This is a genomic window from Maritalea sp. (assembly GCF_051251695.1).
Lineage (GTDB): Bacteria > Pseudomonadota > Alphaproteobacteria > Rhizobiales > Devosiaceae > Maritalea.
Genome location: NZ_JBPOEU010000007.1, coordinates 1 through 17,216, shown reverse-complemented (window position 1 = coordinate 17,216; position 17,216 = coordinate 1). Strand labels below are relative to the sequence as shown.

At 49.7% G+C, this 17,216-nt stretch carries 19 protein-coding genes and 1 other RNA gene; 12 read left to right on the top strand and 8 right to left on the bottom strand.

The window, feature by feature from the left end; genetic code table 11:
• Nucleotides 1-9: 9 nt before the first annotated feature.
• The gene (locus ACSHWX_RS05320) at nt 10-354 is read right to left on the bottom strand and encodes a winged helix-turn-helix transcriptional regulator (RefSeq protein WP_435667155.1); all 345 of its coding nucleotides are present in this window, start codon (nt 352-354) and stop codon (nt 10-12) included.
• A 221-nt stretch (nt 355-575) separates the two neighbouring features.
• Between ACSHWX_RS05320 and ACSHWX_RS05315 the strand changes: the two genes are divergently transcribed.
• A complete protein-coding gene (locus ACSHWX_RS05315) occupies nt 576-1,001 on the top strand; it encodes a nuclear transport factor 2 family protein (RefSeq protein WP_435667154.1) in 426 nt (141 codons plus the stop codon).
• 1 nt (nt 1,002) lies between these two features.
• On the top strand, nt 1,003-1,212 hold the full coding sequence (locus tag ACSHWX_RS05310; protein WP_435667153.1) for a tautomerase family protein: 210 nt from the start codon (nt 1,003-1,005) through the stop codon (nt 1,210-1,212).
• A gap of 69 nt (nt 1,213-1,281) precedes the next feature.
• On the opposite strand, the gene ACSHWX_RS05305 is transcribed toward ACSHWX_RS05310, so the two are convergent.
• The 3 genes from ACSHWX_RS05305 to tkt form a co-directional block, all read right to left on the bottom strand.
• Entirely contained in the window at nt 1,282-2,481 is a 1,200-nt protein-coding gene (locus tag ACSHWX_RS05305; RefSeq protein ID WP_435667152.1) for a phosphoglycerate kinase, read from the bottom strand.
• Between the two features lie 119 nt (nt 2,482-2,600).
• Nucleotides 2,601-3,608 (bottom strand): type I glyceraldehyde-3-phosphate dehydrogenase, encoded by a 1,008-nt coding sequence (gene gap, locus ACSHWX_RS05300; RefSeq protein ID WP_435667151.1) that lies wholly within the window; start codon nt 3,606-3,608, stop codon nt 2,601-2,603.
• Between the two features lie 81 nt (nt 3,609-3,689).
• The gene (tkt, locus tag ACSHWX_RS05295) at nt 3,690-5,669 is read right to left on the bottom strand and encodes a transketolase (RefSeq protein ID WP_435667150.1); all 1,980 of its coding nucleotides are present in this window, start codon (nt 5,667-5,669) and stop codon (nt 3,690-3,692) included.
• 232 nt (nt 5,670-5,901) lie between these two features.
• Here tkt and ACSHWX_RS05290 point away from each other — a divergent pair, with 232 nt between their 5' ends.
• Both ACSHWX_RS05290 and ACSHWX_RS05285 read left to right on the top strand, forming a co-directional pair.
• Entirely contained in the window at nt 5,902-6,192 is a 291-nt protein-coding gene (locus ACSHWX_RS05290; protein ID WP_435667149.1) for a DUF4164 family protein, read from the top strand.
• A gap of 7 nt (nt 6,193-6,199) precedes the next feature.
• Nucleotides 6,200-6,592 carry a cell division protein ZapA gene (locus ACSHWX_RS05285; RefSeq protein WP_435667148.1) on the top strand — a complete coding sequence of 131 codons (393 nt, stop codon included), beginning with the start codon at nt 6,200-6,202 and terminating at the stop codon, nt 6,590-6,592.
• Between the two features lie 142 nt (nt 6,593-6,734).
• Here the strand turns inward: ACSHWX_RS05285 and ACSHWX_RS05280 are convergent, their stop codons facing one another.
• Nucleotides 6,735-7,007, bottom strand: coding sequence for a hypothetical protein (locus ACSHWX_RS05280; protein WP_435667147.1), 273 nt, complete (start codon nt 7,005-7,007; stop codon nt 6,735-6,737).
• A 229-nt stretch (nt 7,008-7,236) separates the two neighbouring features.
• The gene (locus ACSHWX_RS05275; protein ID WP_435667146.1) at nt 7,237-8,097 is read right to left on the bottom strand and encodes a helix-turn-helix domain-containing protein; all 861 of its coding nucleotides are present in this window, start codon (nt 8,095-8,097) and stop codon (nt 7,237-7,239) included.
• A gap of 112 nt (nt 8,098-8,209) precedes the next feature.
• Here ACSHWX_RS05275 and ACSHWX_RS05270 point away from each other — a divergent pair, with 112 nt between their 5' ends.
• The 7 genes from ACSHWX_RS05270 (at nt 8,210) to ACSHWX_RS05240 (ending at nt 12,873) form a co-directional block, all read left to right on the top strand.
• On the top strand, nt 8,210-9,142 hold the full coding sequence (locus ACSHWX_RS05270) for a phytanoyl-CoA dioxygenase family protein (RefSeq protein ID WP_435667145.1): 933 nt from the start codon (nt 8,210-8,212) through the stop codon (nt 9,140-9,142).
• 129 nt (nt 9,143-9,271) lie between these two features.
• Nucleotides 9,272-9,434: non-coding RNA, 6S RNA (gene ssrS / locus ACSHWX_RS05265), on the top strand.
• A gap of 19 nt (nt 9,435-9,453) precedes the next feature.
• Nucleotides 9,454-10,047: a 5-formyltetrahydrofolate cyclo-ligase gene (locus tag ACSHWX_RS05260; RefSeq protein WP_435667144.1), complete on the top strand. Its 594-nt coding sequence runs from the start codon at nt 9,454-9,456 to the stop codon at nt 10,045-10,047.
• Between the two features lie 3 nt (nt 10,048-10,050).
• Nucleotides 10,051-10,869: a TIGR00282 family metallophosphoesterase gene (locus ACSHWX_RS05255; RefSeq protein ID WP_435667143.1), complete on the top strand. Its 819-nt coding sequence runs from the start codon at nt 10,051-10,053 to the stop codon at nt 10,867-10,869.
• 76 nt (nt 10,870-10,945) lie between these two features.
• A complete protein-coding gene (locus tag ACSHWX_RS05250; RefSeq protein WP_435667142.1) occupies nt 10,946-11,626 on the top strand; it encodes a hypothetical protein in 681 nt (226 codons plus the stop codon).
• Nucleotides 11,623-12,606, top strand: coding sequence for an ATP-binding protein (locus ACSHWX_RS05245; RefSeq protein ID WP_435667141.1), 984 nt, complete (start codon nt 11,623-11,625; stop codon nt 12,604-12,606). Before ACSHWX_RS05250 ends, ACSHWX_RS05245 begins: the two co-directional genes overlap by 4 nt.
• Nucleotides 12,607-12,726: 120 nt before the next feature.
• Nucleotides 12,727-12,873 carry a hypothetical protein gene (locus ACSHWX_RS05240; protein ID WP_435667140.1) on the top strand — a complete coding sequence of 49 codons (147 nt, stop codon included), beginning with the start codon at nt 12,727-12,729 and terminating at the stop codon, nt 12,871-12,873.
• A gap of 282 nt (nt 12,874-13,155) precedes the next feature.
• Here ACSHWX_RS05240 and zigA read toward each other — a convergent pair whose 3' ends face one another.
• Both zigA and ACSHWX_RS05230 read right to left on the bottom strand, forming a co-directional pair.
• On the bottom strand, nt 13,156-14,367 hold the full coding sequence (gene zigA, locus ACSHWX_RS05235; protein WP_435667139.1) for a zinc metallochaperone GTPase ZigA: 1,212 nt from the start codon (nt 14,365-14,367) through the stop codon (nt 13,156-13,158).
• A gap of 143 nt (nt 14,368-14,510) precedes the next feature.
• On the bottom strand, nt 14,511-15,497 hold the full coding sequence (locus ACSHWX_RS05230; RefSeq protein ID WP_435667138.1) for an alpha/beta hydrolase family protein: 987 nt from the start codon (nt 15,495-15,497) through the stop codon (nt 14,511-14,513).
• A 177-nt stretch (nt 15,498-15,674) separates the two neighbouring features.
• On the opposite strand from ACSHWX_RS05230, the gene ACSHWX_RS05225 reads away from it, so the two are divergent.
• Nucleotides 15,675-16,430, top strand: a complete 756-nt coding sequence (locus ACSHWX_RS05225; protein WP_435667137.1) for a PRC-barrel domain-containing protein — start codon at nt 15,675-15,677, stop codon at nt 16,428-16,430.
• Nucleotides 16,431-17,216: the final 786 nt, after the last annotated feature.

Below are 17,216 nucleotides of genomic sequence, written 5' to 3'. Positions count from 1 at the left end.
CCGCGCCATTCAAGCATCGGCCTTGAGTTTGTGGCCCACATTCACAATCGCTTCGATGGCAGGCACCAGCTCGGCGCCTAATTCTGTCAGTTGATATTGCACGGATGGCGGTGAGGTGGGTTGTACCTGGCGGGTTATAACGCCGCGTGATTGAAGGTCTTTTAGTCTTGCTGAGAGCACTTTGGCTGAGATTGGGGGGATATCCACCCGTAACTCATTGAACCGACGTGGGCCGCCGCGCAAATGCCAGATCACATTGGGTGCCCATGCGCCAGAAATCATCGCCATGCATTCAGTTAAAGCGCAGCCTACAGGTGGTTTCGGGCTTTTGTTTTTGGTGACCTTTAATGCCATCTTTCCCCACGTCTTTCATGTTTTTAACCGCTGACTGCACCATCAACGGCTGCCAAGCCAGCACGCTTTATGGACAATTTATCTGCCCACTTACCGCGCGGTAACCTCAATCAATAAGTTACTGATAGAAACTAGGTTGTCAATTGATATCGAGGTGATAGCTTTCCCATCACAAGCCGGTTGAAGCTTGCACTAAAAGCAAATTGAGATGGAGTTTAAAAATGTCGACCAACACGAATATGGATGTTTCAAGTCGCAGTTTGGATTGGGCGGAAGGTAAAAAATTTGAGGAAGTCAGCACATTGCTGCGCACTTATTTTGATGGGCTCTATCATTGTGACGTTGAGATTTTTAAAGCTCTATTTCACCCGAACGCCATCTATGCAACTGCTGATGAAACCCCGTTGCTGCATCGCCAAATGGACGAATATTTCAAAGTGATTGCCACCCGACAATCCCCCGCATCCCGAGGCGAAGCTAGAAATGACCATATCGACGGCGTTGAATTTGCAGGCGAAAACACTGCATTTGCAAGGGTGCGTTGTTCTATTGGAGCCAATGATTTTATCGACTTTTTGACCCTTGTGCGGGTTGAGGGGACATGGAAAATCATGTCCAAAATCTTTCATATCAATAAAGGAAACTAAAATGCCCTATGTGAACATCAAGGTTACGGATGAAGGCGTTACGCGGGAGCAAAAGGCCGAGTTGATCAAGGGCGTCACCGACGTTTTGGTGCGCGTGCTCAACAAAGATCCTGAGACAACGTTCATCGTTATTGACGAAGTTGATCTGGCAAACTGGGGCATGGGCGGGTTGCAAGCAGATACTTATCGGGCGCAGTTGGCGCACAAGTGATCTATGCAATTGAATGCAAAAACCCCGGCGCCTTGGCACCGGGGTTTGTTATCTTAAAGACTGAGGTGTCTAATTTTTAAGCGCTTCAACGCCGGGCAATGGTTTGCCTTCCATCCATTCAAGGAACGCACCGCCAGCGGTCGAAACGTACGAGAAGTCATTGACCACTTTGGCCTTGGCCAGCGCCGCCACGGTGTCGCCGCCGCCAGCAACAGAAACCAGTTTGCCATCGTTGGTGCGTTTGGCTGCATAATGGGCTATTGCGATAGTGCCTTTGCCAAACGGGTCGAGTTCAAATGCACCCAATGGGCCGTTCCAAATTAGAGTTTTTGCCTCATCAATCGCGCCTTTAATGCGCTCAATTGAACGGTCGCCTACATCTAGCATCATGCCGGTCTGGTCCATGGCTTCAACGCCATAGGTGCGGTTTGGTGCGCCTGCCTCAAAGTGCCACGCGACCACCCCGTCGATGGGCAAAATGATCGCGCAATTGGCGTCCGCTGCCTTGTCGTATATCCGGCGGGCAGTTTCGGCCAAGTCTTTTTCGCAAAGTGATTTGCCTATATCAATGCCTTGGGCGTGCAAGAAGGTGTTGGCCATGCCGCCGCCGATCACCAAGGCTTCAACTTTGGTGACCAGGTTTTCAAGTAGGTCAATTTTGGTGGACACTTTTGCGCCACCCACAATCGCAATCACTGGTTTTTGGGGTTGGCCTAAGCCTTTTTGCAATGCTGATAACTCAGTTTCCATGGCACGACCTGCGCCGCTTGGAAGCTTATGAGCGATTGCGGCTGTCGACGCGTGGGCGCGGTGCGCGGCAGAGAACGCGTCGTTTAAATAGATGTCGCCAAGGCTCGCCATCCGAGTGGCCAATTCATCGTCATTGGCTTCTTCGCCGGGGTGAAAGCGGGTGTTTTCCATCACATAGATGGTGCCTTTTGCGCCTGCATCCAACTTGGATTTAGCGGCAGAAACATCGCTCCAATCGGTTTCAACAAACTCAACCGGCTGGCCGAAAGCATTTTTGATGGTGTTCACAATAAAGCGCAGGGAAAACTCAGGGTTCACTTTGCCTTTCGGTCGGCCAAAATGGGACAACAGAACCGGGGTGCCGCCATGTTCGATAATGTGGCTCATGGTGGGGCCAAGCCGCACAATGCGGGTATTGTCCGTCACTTTACCGTCTGCCACCGGCACATTGAGGTCAACACGCACCAACACGCGTTTGCCGTTAAAGTCGAAATCTTCGAGTTTTTTGAAATCGCTCATAGCACAATCCGTTCTCTTCCCCTCATTCGGGGGCGCAACTATTATTGACACTTTATCTATAGCTCAAAAATAAGGGGCCCCAAAGAGCCCCTTACAAATTCTTGGTTCGCTAAATGGAATTAAAGCGTTTTGCCAACAACCACGGCCACGTCGGCCATGCGGTTGGAGAAGCCCCATTCATTGTCGTACCAGCTCATCACAGAGACGAAGTTGCCGCCCATGACTTTGGTTTGCTCAGAAGCAAAGTTTGATGAATGTGGGTCATGGTTGAAGTCGATTGAAACTTTTGCTTCTGTATCGAAATCAAGCACGCCTTTTAACTCGCCTTCAGCCGCCGCTTTCACTAAAGCGTTTACTTCTTCAACAGATGTGTCGCGCTCAGCGATGAATTTCAAATCCACAACGGAAACGTTTGGTGTTGGCACACGCACTGACATGCCGTCCAATTTGCCGTTCAATTCTGGCAACACAAGACCAACAGCTTTTGCAGCGCCGGTTGAGGTTGGGATCATGGACATGGCCGCAGCACGGGCCCGGTACAAGTCTTTGTGCATTGTGTCCAAAGTTGGCTGATCGCCAGTGTATGAGTGAATGGTGTTCATCATACCTTTTTCAATGCCGATTTCGCGGTGCAAAATTTTGGCCAACGGCGCGAGGCAGTTGGTTGTGCAAGATGCGTTTGAAATCACTAGATGCTCGGCTGTGATGTCTTCGTGGTTCACGCCATAAACAGTGGTGATATCAGCATTTGCGCCGGGTGCAGAAATCAACACGCGTTTCGCGCCTGCGTCCAAATGGAACTGAGCTTTGTCACGGGCAGTGAAAATGCCGGTACATTCCATGGCGATATCGATATCCAACTCGCCCCAAGGCAATTCTTTTGGATCGCGGATCGCATAGACCTTCATTGGGCCACGGCCAACATCAATAGTGTCGCCGTCAACGGTCACGGTGCCCGGGAACTTGCCATGCACGCTGTCATAGCGGATCAAATGCGCGTTTGTTTCAACTGGACCTAAATCGTTGATCGCCACAACTTCAATATCGGTACGACCTGATTCAATAATTGCCCGCAAGATATTGCGTCCAATGCGACCAAAACCGTTAATTGCTACCCGTACTGCCATGTTTCATCTCCAAAGGGGTGAGAATAAGAGGGTGAGATTTGAAGAGGGGGCCAAACAAGCCCCCTCGATTTATTGCGTAACTTAGAGTTGAGACTTAGCGGCTTCAACCACGACTTTCGCCGTAATGCCAAAATGCTCGAATAATTCCGGGCCCGGGGCAGAAGCGCCAAATGTCGACATGCCGACAAATTTGCCGTTTTGGCCGATATATTTTTGCCAACCCATCTCAATGCCAGCTTCCACTGCCACGTAAGATTTGGCCGAACCGATAATTTCTTTGCGATAATCAGCGTCTTGTTTTTCAAACAGTTCCATACACGGAACAGAAACGACCCGAACAGAATGCTTGTCTTTTTCAAGCGCTTTCGCCGCATCCATTGCAACTGAAACTTCAGAGCCTGATGCAAACAGCACCACTTCGGCATCACTGTCGCCATAAAGCGAATATGCGCCTTTTGCGCAGCGGTTCTTCTCGTCAAAGCTGGTGCGCAATGCAGGAAGTCCTTGGCGGGTTAGCGCCAAAATGGATGGTGTTTTTTTCGATTTAAGAGAGATTTCCCAACATTCCAAAGTCTCTGTCGCATCCGCTGGGCGGAAAACGTTGAGGTTTGGAATGGCGCGAAGGGCGGCCAAATGTTCCACCGGTTGGTGGGTCGGGCCATCTTCGCCTAGACCAATCGAATCGTGTGTCATCACATAGATCGAACGAATGCCCATCAAGGCTGACAAGCGGATGGCTGGGCGGCAATAGTCTGTAAAGACCATGAATGTGCCGCCATAAGGAGCAAGACCGCCATGCAGTGCAATGCCGTTCATTGCAGCCGCCATGCCATGCTCGCGAATGCCGTAATAAACGTAAGAGCCGGAACGATCATCCGCGGTGAACGCAACCTGATCGCCAGATTTTGTGTTGTTGGAGCCGGTTAGATCGGCAGAACCACCAAACATTTCTGGCAAGACGGAATTGATGACATTCAATGATTTTTGCGATGCAACGCGCGTCGCCCATTTGGGCTTTTCGTCCGCGATTTCGCGTTTGAAATTCGCAATTGCCTTTTTGAAGCCGGTTGGCAAACCGCCAGTTTCGCGACGGTCAAAGTTAGCTTTAAACTCTGCGCCTTTGCCTTCTAAACGTTCTTCCCAAGCAATGCGGTGTTTGGTGGAGCGAAGTCCGGCCAAACGCCATTCGTCCATTACAGCATCAGGAACGAAAAATGGTTCGTGGTCCCAGCCAAGCGCCTTGCGCGCGCCAGCGATTTCGTCGTCACCAAGCGGCGCGCCGTGTGCAGCTGAGGTGCCCGCTTTTGTTGGCGCGCCAAAACCAATAACCGTTTTTGCAGCAATTAGGGTTGGCTTGTCGCTTTTTTGCGCTTCAAGCAACACCGCTTCAATCGCGTCTTGATCATGTCCATCAACGCTTAGGGTGTTCCAACCGGAAGCACGGAAACGCGCATGTTGGTCTGTACTGTCAGAAAGGGAAACCGCGCCATCAATGGTGATGTCATTGTCGTCCCAAATCACGATCAGTTTATTCAGCTTTAAGTGGCCAGCAAGCGCAATTGCTTCTTGGCTAATGCCTTCCATCAAGCAACCATCGCCAGCAATGGCGTAGGTGTAATGGTCAACAAGTTCAGCGCCGTAATCGGCTGCTAGTTTTGCTTCTGCCATTGCCATGCCCACGGCGTTGCCAATGCCCTGACCCAGTGGGCCGGTTGTTGTTTCGATGCCTGACGCGTGGCCATATTCTGGGTGACCAGCTGTTTTTGCGCCCAACTGGCGGAAATTTTTGATGTCTTCCATCGACATATCTTCATAGCCGAGCAGGTGCAGCGCGGAATAAAGCAACATCGAGCCGTGACCCGCTGACAAAACAAATCGATCACGATCTGGCCAGTTTGGCGCTTTGGGGTCAAATTTCATGATTTTTGTGAACAGCACGGTGGCAATATCGGCTGCCCCCATCGGCATACCAGGATGGCCGATATTTGCTTTTTGCACGGCATCCATTGTCAATGCCCGGATTGCATTGGCCATTTCACTTGTTTTGGCTTGATCAGTCATCAAATTCCTGCCCGAATTGAATTGCCCGTTTAACGGGATATATTGGCGACATGTGTTGGCGATGTCTTATCAGGTCCGCTTTTTGAGTCAATTCCCTCATTTTCGCCAAGTTTATTGTGATTTGCTGGTTGCAATTGGGGTAACTGATCAGGTTATCTGCATATATAACAGAGAATCAAAATGAAGTTGGCGTTGGGGGAGCCTGCGCGAAGAGGGACGTCTGGCTGATTTTATGACTGAAAAAAAATACGATTTGCAGGGAGCGAACGCGCGTTTGGACGACGCGCTTGATCGCTTGGAGCTGCAATTGCGCGAAACAAGACAACAATTAGGTGCCACACATGATTTGGAAATCAAGGTGCAGCATTTGGCCAAAGAGCGCACGCGATTGGCGGCTGAATTGGAAAAAACCAGTTCGCGCGCCAGTGAAATAGAATCTTCGGCAAAACAAGTTTCGCGACGCATAATGGGCGCAATGGAAAAAGTACAGCTGGCGCTGAACGGCGAAAATGAGGCCGGGTAGATTTTAAATGGCAGAAATTAACGTTGAAATTGATGGCCGAAAATACCGCATGGCATGTGAAGATGGGCAAGAGGGGCACGTGCGCGACCTTGCCACCCGTTTTTCCAACTATGTTGAAGGCCTAAAGGGCGAGTTTGGCGAAGCGGGTGATACACGGTTGACCGTTATGGCGGCCCTTACAGTGATGGACGATCTGTCAGCCGCCCAAAAAGAATTGATGAGCGCAAAGAATGCGCTGGATCAGTTGGCCCTAAAATCAAACAAGCTCGTTGAAGAACGTGATGGTTTAGAAGAAGATTTCGCCAAACAAATCATCATGGTTTCTGAACGTGTAGAACTTCTCGCGGCGCAATTGGCCAATGCAACTCAAACAGATCAAAACGCTGCAGACGCTGACTAACGCACGCCAAACGTTGCGCGATATTGGCGCGGGGTGGCGCCCCTTAGTCTTTTGAAATGTCGGTTGAAGTTGGCCAGCGAATTGGGCGAACAGCCATTCGACGGTGATTGGCCCAATATCTGCTTTGAGCGTAAGCTAACATTCAATCATTCGTTAGAAGCAACACGACGCCAGCTGGGTCAGAGGTCCAATGACCGTTTACGTTATCCAGAGACTCGAGCTCATCACGCTTTGGGCTCTCAAGTGTTTCCAATGCTTTGTCGGGATCGTCAGTGAAAAGTTCCAACCAGACATCGACCTGGCTCTGTTTTTCGACCCTGTCGATCCATAAGGTCATATCCCCAAACGCAAAAGCAACGCTGTTTGCCTGTTCCTTTGTTGGTGTCAGGCCAACGCGATCTCTATAAAAGGTCACTGTTTCTTCCCACTTGTGCAATGGGACTTTGATTGCAATATTTTTTCCCGGTTGGATCATCTGTCGGTCCTCAGTTGAAGCGTTTTCTCAGAACCGATGCTAGCATATCTGAGCTCTGAGAGTGTCATATTTGAACTTGACATAAATTGCCTTATTTTATCTTTGCGGAACTTCTGGCGGCGCAATTGGCCAATGCAACTCAAACAGATCAAAACGCTGTAGACGCTGACTAACGCACGCCAAACGTTGCGCGATATTGGCGTGGGGTGACGCCCCTTAGTCTTTTGAAATGTCGGTTGAAGTTGGCCAGCGAATTATACCCAACATTGTGGGCAATTGTTTGTACTGGCGCGCTGGTTGTCGCCAATTGAGCGCTCGCGTCGCCAATCCGTAAATTGATCAGATAGTCGCTAATCGTTGTTTTCGTGTGTTTTTGAAACAGCCGATCCAGCCCGGATAGGCTAAGCGCGGCGATCTGAGCCAATTGTTTCATTCGCAATGGTTGCGCATAATTTTCGTGGATATGGCTTAAAACCCGGTCTAGCTGGGCGCTGGAATTGGTCCCATGGTTTGAAACTTGGCTTGTCGCCAATATTTGCATGTTGGCGTCCTCACTTAAGAGCAGCATGATTTCCAAGAAACTGAGCATTGAGCCTTGAGAGGTTTTTTGAAAGACCTGCTCAAATATCGGGCGCACCTTACCGCTGACATCAGATGAAAACTTAATGCCGTTTTGCATCTTGTCCGCAAGTTTTAGGATTGGCTTTAGCTCCGGTGTTGAGGTCGCAATTTGCTCGAGCCATTGCTTTTCAAACCAAATCACAAGGGCGGTAAAGGGGATATCATTGTCGATGCGGGTTTTTGCAACCCAGCTATGGGGCAAGTTTGGGCCGACAAGAACTAGATCTCCGTCCTCAAAATCCTGAGCGCTATCGCCGACAAAGCGTTGTCCAGTGCAATTGAAGGTGAGTGTAAGTTCCAGTTCTGGATGATGATGCCAGACAAAGGGAATGCCGTTCTCTAAACGCCGATTGAGTTTATAGATCGAACTACCGGCTTTGCGCGGCACATTCTCCAAAAATGGTTGCATATCGATCAATCTCTGAAAACTAACGCGTGAATAGTATCAGAATTTGACGGAATTGCACAACATGGGCCGATCTGGCCGCTTACTCTTTATGTAAGAAACGAGGAGGGTGATGATGCACGATACCAATGTGAAAGATAGCCATGCGAGTTATAAAGGCAGCACGGCGTTGCACAAGATTAAGAAGAAACTTGATTTGCGGGTTTTATCCCAAGAGGATTGGAAGCACTGGACCACAAAGGGTTATGTGATTGTCCGCCAGGCTGTGCCGCAGGCCAACGTTGAGCGTTTGGTTGATCTGTTGTGGGAATTTGATGAGAAGGACCCTAACGATCCTTCGACGTGGTACGCCCCTCAACGCCGCGAGCACAAGATGAAAGAGCTCAACAACGCAGGCATGTTGGAGATCTACAATCATCAATATCTTTGGGATAATCGGATGGAGAAACGGATCTATGACGTCTTTGTTGATATCTGGGACCGCGAAGATCTTTGGGTGGTGATTGACCGCGCCAATCTAAACCCGCCCAAAAAGGTCAAAGGCAATCCAAACGGCTTTATCCATTGGGATGTTGATACGTCGCTCGATCCATTGCCGATAAGCGTACAGGCGGTGCTTAGCCTTAAAAAACAGGACAGTGAAACTGGTGGGTTCCAATGTGTGCCTTATCTGTTTGAGCATTTTGACGAATGGAAGAAAACTCAACCTGAGGATCGTGATCCCAAGCACCCAGATATGACCGGCATCGATATCGACAATATCAGTCTGGAGCCCGGTGATCTGTTGATTTTCAACGCGCTGTTGGCCCATGGCGTTCGCCCCAACCATTCGGACGATAAAGTGCGCATGGCGCAATATATTTCAATGTACCCGGCAGACTTTGACAATGTTGAAGAGCGGGAGGAACGTGTCCGTCTTTGGAAAGAACAAGAATGCCCTAAACGCGATTCATTTCCCGGTGATCCAAGAGATTGGGAAAAGAAAAACTCAGAACGGGCGGTTCTTAATGAACATGGCGAAAAATTACTTGGTCTGCGTCGCTGGTAGGCGACTTGGTGATGCTTTTGGTGCCACGCGGTTTGCTCAAAGCTGCGTGGTTGTTCGCCAATTGGCTGCAATCTTTGTACGGGGTACAAGTTTTCCCTTTAAACCCATCGTTTTTAGCCCTATATGTGGCCTTCGCTGCCCGGTTCGTGCCGGATATTTTGCATTCCCGGGGCCTTAACAATCCTTTAGGGAGCTGTCCCTGTTTAGACTCGTGGGTTTTTACATACGGCGCCCACCTACGTAAGTAGGTTCCCAGGATCAATACTATTCCGACGGCCAGGGCGGCACCTTAATTTACTGTAGCAAAATTGATGGCCGCATTGACCGACCTTGCCCAACAAAAACAAACTTTACGTGAGCTTGCGCACCAAAAACGCGCCGCTTTGTCACCCAGCTACCGCGAACAAGCCGCAAAAACCGCTGCTGAAACATTTGTTGCGGCCGTGCCGATTAACCCCGGGCAAGTGGTTTCTCTTTATTGGGCTATTCGCGATGAATTGAGTACAGAACCTTTGCTGGTCCACTTGATGGAGGTGGGACATCAGGTTTGTTTGCCGGTGGTTTTAGGCCGCCATCAGCCACTTGAATTCCGCTTGTGGCAAGAAGGCTTGCCGCTGGCGCCATCCGGCTTTGGCACGCTTGCGCCGCCCAAAGGCGCGCAGGTTGTGGTGCCTGATGTGATGGTGTTGCCGATGTTGGGTTTTGACAAGTGGGGCAATCGTTTAGGGTATGGCGCGGGCCATTATGACCGAACCATAGATGGCATTGACAAAAAACTGAACCTTGTTGGCTATGCATTTGAAACACAGGAGGTGGATGTGATGCCGGTGGAGCCTCACGATGAGCCTTGTGACATGGTGGTGACGGAAGCTGGCGTAAGACGCTTTGGTCTGCGGAAAGGTTAGTTGATGCGGATATTGTTTTTAGGCGACGTGATGGGCCGTTGTGGCCGAGAAGGCGTGTCGCGCTATTTGCCCGATCTACGGCGCGACTATCAATTCGACTTCGTCATTGTAAACGGCGAAAATGCCTCCCATGGCCGTGGTCTTACGGAAAAGCATTATCGGGATTTACTCGAAGCTGGTGCCGATGTGGTCACGCTTGGCGACCACGCTTTTGATCAACGCGAAACACTTGGTGTTATTGCACGCGAAGAAACCTTGCTGCGCCCGATCAACATGACCAACAGTGCGCCAGGCCGTGGTTCAATGATGTATGAAAGCCAAGGCGGACAACGCGTGTTGGTGATCAACGCGCTAGGCCGCGTGTTCATGAACCCGATCAATGATCCATTTGCCGCCGTCGATGAAGCGCTAAATGGCTGCCCAATGGGCGATGTGGCAGACGCCGCAATCGTAGATTTTCACGCCGAAGCCACATCTGAAATGCAAGGCATGGGCCATTTTTGCGATGGCCGGGCTTCCCTTGTTGTTGGCACCCACACTCACATCCCAACCGCTGATCACCGTGTCCTAGCTGGGGGCACCGCCATCATGTCAGACGCTGGCATGTGCGGCGATTATGACAGCGTGATCGGCATGCAAGCCGAAGAACCCGTTAACCGGTTCACCACCGGCATCCCCAAAGAACGCTTCACCCCCGCTGAGGGCAACCCCAGCGTGTGCGGCGTCGCGATTGAAACCAATGGTGCAGGCTTGTGTACCTATGTGGCGCCGGTGCGGGTAGGTGGTAGTATTTCTGAGGCATTGCCTGAATATGACTGCTAGACTGCGTCACTTTTTAAACACTGTTGACAAACCGCTTATTGTTTAACAACTTGTGAAAAACATAGTTGTGAAGTTAATGTTAATACCGTTTAGACGCTATAGACTTAGCGAGCTTGAAAAAGATCAAGGGATTGCTGGATATACTACGGCAATCGTAGGTAATAGAAAAAGAGTTCGAGTTGCCGTCATTGATGACCAGCCATTTTTTCAACTAGAAAATCTCAATACTCATGGATTTGATATTGCCTTCGTGGGTAACCCGAAGTCACTTTCACATCTCGAAGCATTTGAAGTGGTTGCTTGCGATCTACGTGGAGTTGGAGACACCCTCAATGGAAAGTTGCAGGGCGCTGCGATAATACAGGAGTTGCGGCGTACATTCCCTACAAAGTACCTAATTGCATACTCTGGGTCATTTGCGCGCTCTGCAATGGTAAATTTGGCACTAGACGTTAGTGATACGAGTATTTCAAAGAGTGCAGACTTGGATTCATGGATGAAAATACTTGATGATGCTGTTGTTTGTGTATTGGATCCTATTGCGAAGTGGCATCGCCTTAGAGATGGTTTGATAAAGGGTGGCGCAAATCAGGATGCACTGGAGCTGGCGGAAGATGCCTATGTGAGGTCAATTCTGCTCAAAGATCCCAAGAAGATTAGGAAGCTGGCAGATTCAAATTCAATAAGCGCGGATGCTAAGTCTTTGCTTCTGGGAGTTGTTTCCTCAGCAATTTGGGGGGCTCTAGCAGCTTTATGACGCAATTTATTGATCTTGTTTGTAGAAATATGCTCACGGGCGCCGACTCAGAGTTCAGTACTATTACAGACGGCGGTGTGAAAACAAAACTATTCGACATGTTGGAAACGGGGATCGTAGATTCGAAGCTTTATTACCGCACTGAGCTTGAGAATTTTGTATTTGTCGCCTACCGAAAAGTTACATTTGTGGATGGCGAAGGAAAAACTCGTTCTGCTATCTATCAAGATCATCAGATTGACGTAATTGTTAAAGATATATTCGAGTTTTTAACTCGTCAGACACTGGAATTTATCGATTACGCTCATGACATTCAATATCTTATCGGTGCACTGAATGGGATATCGGTAACAAGGCATTATGAGAAAGACAATGCTCCGGTTTTGGAACAAAAGCTTGAGGAAGTGAATCTTGTTAGCATATTGATTTCAGCGAAAAGTGCCTTTTTTCGATACTTGACTGAAGATACTGATAAACTCCGAAAAGAGGAGGTGAGTATAACAGGTAAAGTATTCAAGATTTCAAAAGGTGTGAAATTTTTAGGTAAGTCTAAAGGCAAGGTTGCCACTGCCGACTTCAACAGCAATTCACAAAGTTTCGTTCTAATGGTGAACATATTCGAGTTCATCCCATATATTTTGGTAGAGAATGCGATAAAATATGGGCCGATGGATGTAGAAATTGACTTCGATATCAAAGAAACAGTTGATGCAATAAATGTTGAAATCTCCTCCCTTGGGCCGCAACTTGATGCGGGAGAACCGATCTCAATCTTTGGACGTGGGATTCGTGGCCGCGTGGTTTCAGAAATGGGAATTCAGGGTCATGGCATGGGCTTGTATCAAGCTCAAAAAGCAGCAATGAGTCTTTTCGGTGGTACAGTATCAGCCCGGCAAAATGGTACGCCGATTGAGATTAACGGTACACCCTATTTTGACACGGTATTTTGTATACGAGTGCCTAGAAATGACGTGAACTAGTCTAATTCTTATCCCCGCTCCAAAACCTTATGCCAGAATACGTCCACTTTCTTTTGAAGCCATGCAGGGTGCCGACGGGTATCGGATGGTGAGGGAACTTGCTGATGGGCGTTCGTCTGCATGGGACGAACAATTGGCGGGGGTGCCGGGGTAGCAGACGAAGTCTGCGACGGCGGTACGAAAAAAATTCGGGATGCCGAGGTCGGGAGCGAAAGCGACCAACGGCGGCGCGAAACCCTTAAAAAGAAAGAGATGGCCGGACGATAAGACGTTTATCGTTTGCATCGATCTTGACCTGTCCAGCCTGACACCGAAGGCAGCTTGGAAGTCGTTTGGCGGGAACTGTTTCTTGCCTGTGCCTGTTGGCACTCATCAAAGGTCCAAGGTGACCAAACAGTTTTGATGGAACGCAGAGCAAGGGGATAAAAGGGTTTAGCACCTCGGGGCCCTTCAGTTTTCAGGTAAAAGCCATTTGCGCGAGGCGTTTAACGTCTCATTTTATTTCTACCCAAGACGAGACCTTAAATGCCAACCGAACCGGCCGCCCGTTTAGGCGCTGCGCAGTTGTGAATTCCATTTCGGGAACGGATCGACAAGCCGCTGTCGGCGGTTCGTATCGGTGGCATATTTTTCGGGCAAAAGCGCATCATCAAGCATTTTGGTGATGGCGGCTTTGTCGAAATCTGTGCCAATGAACACCAATTCCTGGCGTCGATCGCCAAACGGTTCTTCCCAGTTTTTCTTTAAGATCGCAATGGTTTCGGGATCGTCGGGCCAGCGATTTTTAGGAACTGCCGACCACCAAAGACCTAAGGGTTTAACGCTGGAAATGGCACCGGCCAAGGAATATTCGATCAGCCATTCGGGGCGGGTTGCGACCCAAAAATGTCCCTTGGCCCGCAACACGCCATCAAGAGGTTTTTGCAGGATTTGGTTGATTTTGCTTGGGTCAAACGGGCGTCTTGCGCGATAAACAAATGAGCTAACCCCATATTCCTCGGTTTCAGGGACATGGTTTTCAAACCCATATAGCTCTTTGGCCCACATCGGGTGTTCCTGCGCTTTGTCAAAATCGAACATGCCGGTATCAAAAATGTCGCTTTGGTCGACATGGCCGAAGTCAGTTTTGATGATTTTCGCATCAGGGTTTAGCGCTTTGATGATTTTTATCGACTGAGCGGTTTTTTCCGGCCCTGCTTCACTTGTTTTGTTCAGGACGACGATATTGGCGAATTCTATTTGGTCTACCAACAAGTCAACAAGCGTTCTGTCATCTTCCTCACCCAAGCTTTCGCCTCTGTCTTTAATGAAATCGTGGCTTTGATAGTCTTTGGTTAGGTTGATGGCATCCACCACCGTGATCATGGTATCAAGCCGGGCCACGTCGCCTAGACTTTGGCCCGCGTCATCACGAAAATCAAAAGTTGCGGCAACAGGCATCGGCTCTGCAATGCCGGTAGATTCGATAAGCAAATAGTCAAATTTGCCTTCATCAGCCAGACGCGCAACCTCTTCCAGCAAATCGTCACGCAAAGTGCAGCAAATGCATCCATTGGTCATCTCAACCAGCTTTTCGTCCACCCGCGACAGGTCCGCGCCCCCATCCCGAACCAGATCGGCATCAATGTTGACTTCACTCATATCGTTCACAATCACGGCCACACGACGACCCTCGCGATTGTTCAAAACATGGTTTAGTAAAGTGGTTTTTCCGGCTCCGAGAAAACCTGACAAAACGGTGACGGGTAGGCGATTTGGCATTTTGGAAATCCCATTGTAATGTAATAACATTACATTGATACTGACTTTGGGGTGATCTTGTCAATGGATGATGTTGGGAACACCTAGATCATTTGTTCCGGGTATCGAGATTTGTGGGGTTATTTTGCCGTTATAATCGTCGTCTATTTGAAGAATTCCACACACTTATCTGCCACATGATCATGTATGAATTCTCGCTCCACACCGGGTTCGTCCATGAACAATTCTGGCGCTGCGCGTAATCCTTCATTCGTACCTTCTGGCAAAAAGGTATAATGACCAACACCCCCCTTGATAACCTCTAGCTTGCTGCTTGTTACGTTTTCAGACAAAAACGCACAGCATGGGTTGATTGGAGCGACCGTGTCAGCGTCTCCGCCGAATATGTGAATTGGTTTGGTAATTTTGGATAAGCTGTTTAGATCAAAGCCTAACACTGACCGACCTGGGGCGATCACTGAGGCTTTTACAAATCTGGGGTCTGAAAAGTCATCGCGCCTCGCATCCCAAGACTTGCGAAATGTTGGGTTTGTTTGAAGCTTTGGCAGTTGGTCAACCAAGTCAGGAAATTCTCGTGGCCCACGAATTGCACTTTTCTCAGGGTTATCTGGCTCAAATTGGGAATAGGCAACCCGTGCGCCCATCAACAGCATGGCTGTGTACGCTCCGGCTGAAAAGCCGGCGACGTTTGCGCTCGTGCTGATGTCTCCACCAATAGCTTGGCGCCATGATGGTTCGCTCAGCAATGCACTTAGATCGCGGGCGCGTTCCCAAAGGCACAAAAACCCTTCCGCTCGATATTCTTTTTCTTCACCAGTGTGGCCGTGGTGGTTGACCGCGAGCGCGACAAATCCCCGTTTTGCCAATCTATGGGCAAGCCATTCTAAGGCGTGGGTGCTTGCCCCACTGCCGTGGGAAAGAAGAACAAGCGGGAGTGGTTTGTCGAAGGTGGCGATGGCGGCGTTTCGAACAACCGGTTGGGTGACAAACCATGGTGAGTTTAGCTCAGTTTGAGGAGCTTGCTCGGATGTTGGATACCATGCTGCCCAAGACAATGGCCGCGCGCTTTTACCGTCCCAGCTTTTCCGCGTCTTATCAAAACAAATGCTTTCTTGAAATCCCACAGGCATTTTTGGCAATATTCCTTAAATTACGGCTGTTGAGGGCGGGCTGTTTGCAACATCGGCACGCCCATATCCCTCGTCATCCTCATGCTCGACACACGGCTCCATGGAACAAATCCTCGCCTCACAACGTTAACCTTTCACACATCGTAGCTCAAGGCGATGAACTTTAAGGAGAGAGAAATGACCAGCAAGCTATTGACGACAACAGCCCTTGTTGCCCTTTTATCAAGTTCAACGATTGCATTTAGCCAGACAAGTGCGAGCACTGAAGTCCAGGCCGACACAAGCGCGGAAACCACAGTGGAAACCCCAGCAGCTTCTGTTGATGCGAATGTAAATGTTGACGCGAATGCGGATGCGAACGCAGGTACCGACAATAACGGTTCTAGCACATCTACGACTCAAACGGACGCGAACGCTGGCACCAATTCAAACGCTGCCACCGACAATAGTGCTGGCACCTCTGCTGGTTCTGAGACAGATGCGACCACATCCACTGGAACGGACGCAACTGTGACGACCGAAACGAATGCGGCCACGCAGTCTAATTCAACGCAATCATCTGATGACAGCGCGAATTCAAACTCGGATGCTTCGAGCGAGGGTAATTCTACGACGAACACCCAAGTCTCCTCAGATTCTGATGTCATGTTGAGCCAGGACTGGATTGGCAAGCCAATCTATTCTTCTGCTTCCGCAGATGCAGAAGTTTATGGCGACGTGAACGATGTTGTTGCTGGTGAAAGTGGCGTTTTGAAATGGGTAATTGTTGGCGTTGGCGGTTTCCTTGGAATGGGTGAAAAGAACGTTGCGATTTCGATTGATTATGTCAATTGGGCCGAAACCGATGATGGCCGACGCGTTCTGGTGACCTCAGTGTCAAAAGCTGAGCTTGAAGCAGCTGAACCGTTTGATCGCGATAAAATGGCGAAGTAAATTCAGGCAGATCTGAATTAAATAATTTATGGCAGGCCCTTGCTAAAGTGCCTGCCATTTTGTTGTTGACGTCCTGCCTGGATTCCCGCCTTCGCGGGACGGGTGGTGGGCGTTGTGCGGTGGTGCTTCGTGCTTTGCTTCGTTTGGCTGTGCAGGGGTTTGTTCTGCGATGGTGAAAATGCAGGGGTGGTGGCATTTCGTCGATCCCCGCATCAAGTGCGGGACGGTGCGAGGGGCGGATTACCCCCCACCCTCATGGTGAGCCTGTCGAACCATGAATGTAGTGTACGTTGGTCCATCCTTCGACAAGCTCAGGATGAGGCTTGGGGAGCGAGAGCCACCCAGCTCCCATCATCGTCATCTCTGCGTATGCGGGACCGAGGCAAGACTATGCCCAGATTGTCAGAGTTTATGTTCTCGAACATCCTGCCTGGATTCCCGCCTTCGCGGGAATGACGGGTGGTGGTCGTTGTGCGGTCACGTTTCGCGCTTTGCTTCGTTTGGCTGTGCAGCGGCTTGTTCTGCGATGGTGAAAATGCTGGGGTGGCGGTATTTCGTCGATCCCCGCATCAATTGCGGGACGGTGCGAGAGGGCGATTATTCCCCACCCTCATGGTGAGCCTGTCGAACCATGAATGTAGCGCACTATGGTTTCGTCCTTCGACAAGCTCAGGATGAGGCGTGAGGAGCGAGTGCCATCAGTCCGCATCATCGTCATCCACGGCAAAATTTGGCGTTCACGCCACGCAAGTTGACTCAAGGGCCTCATATGCCTCTCAGCAAGTT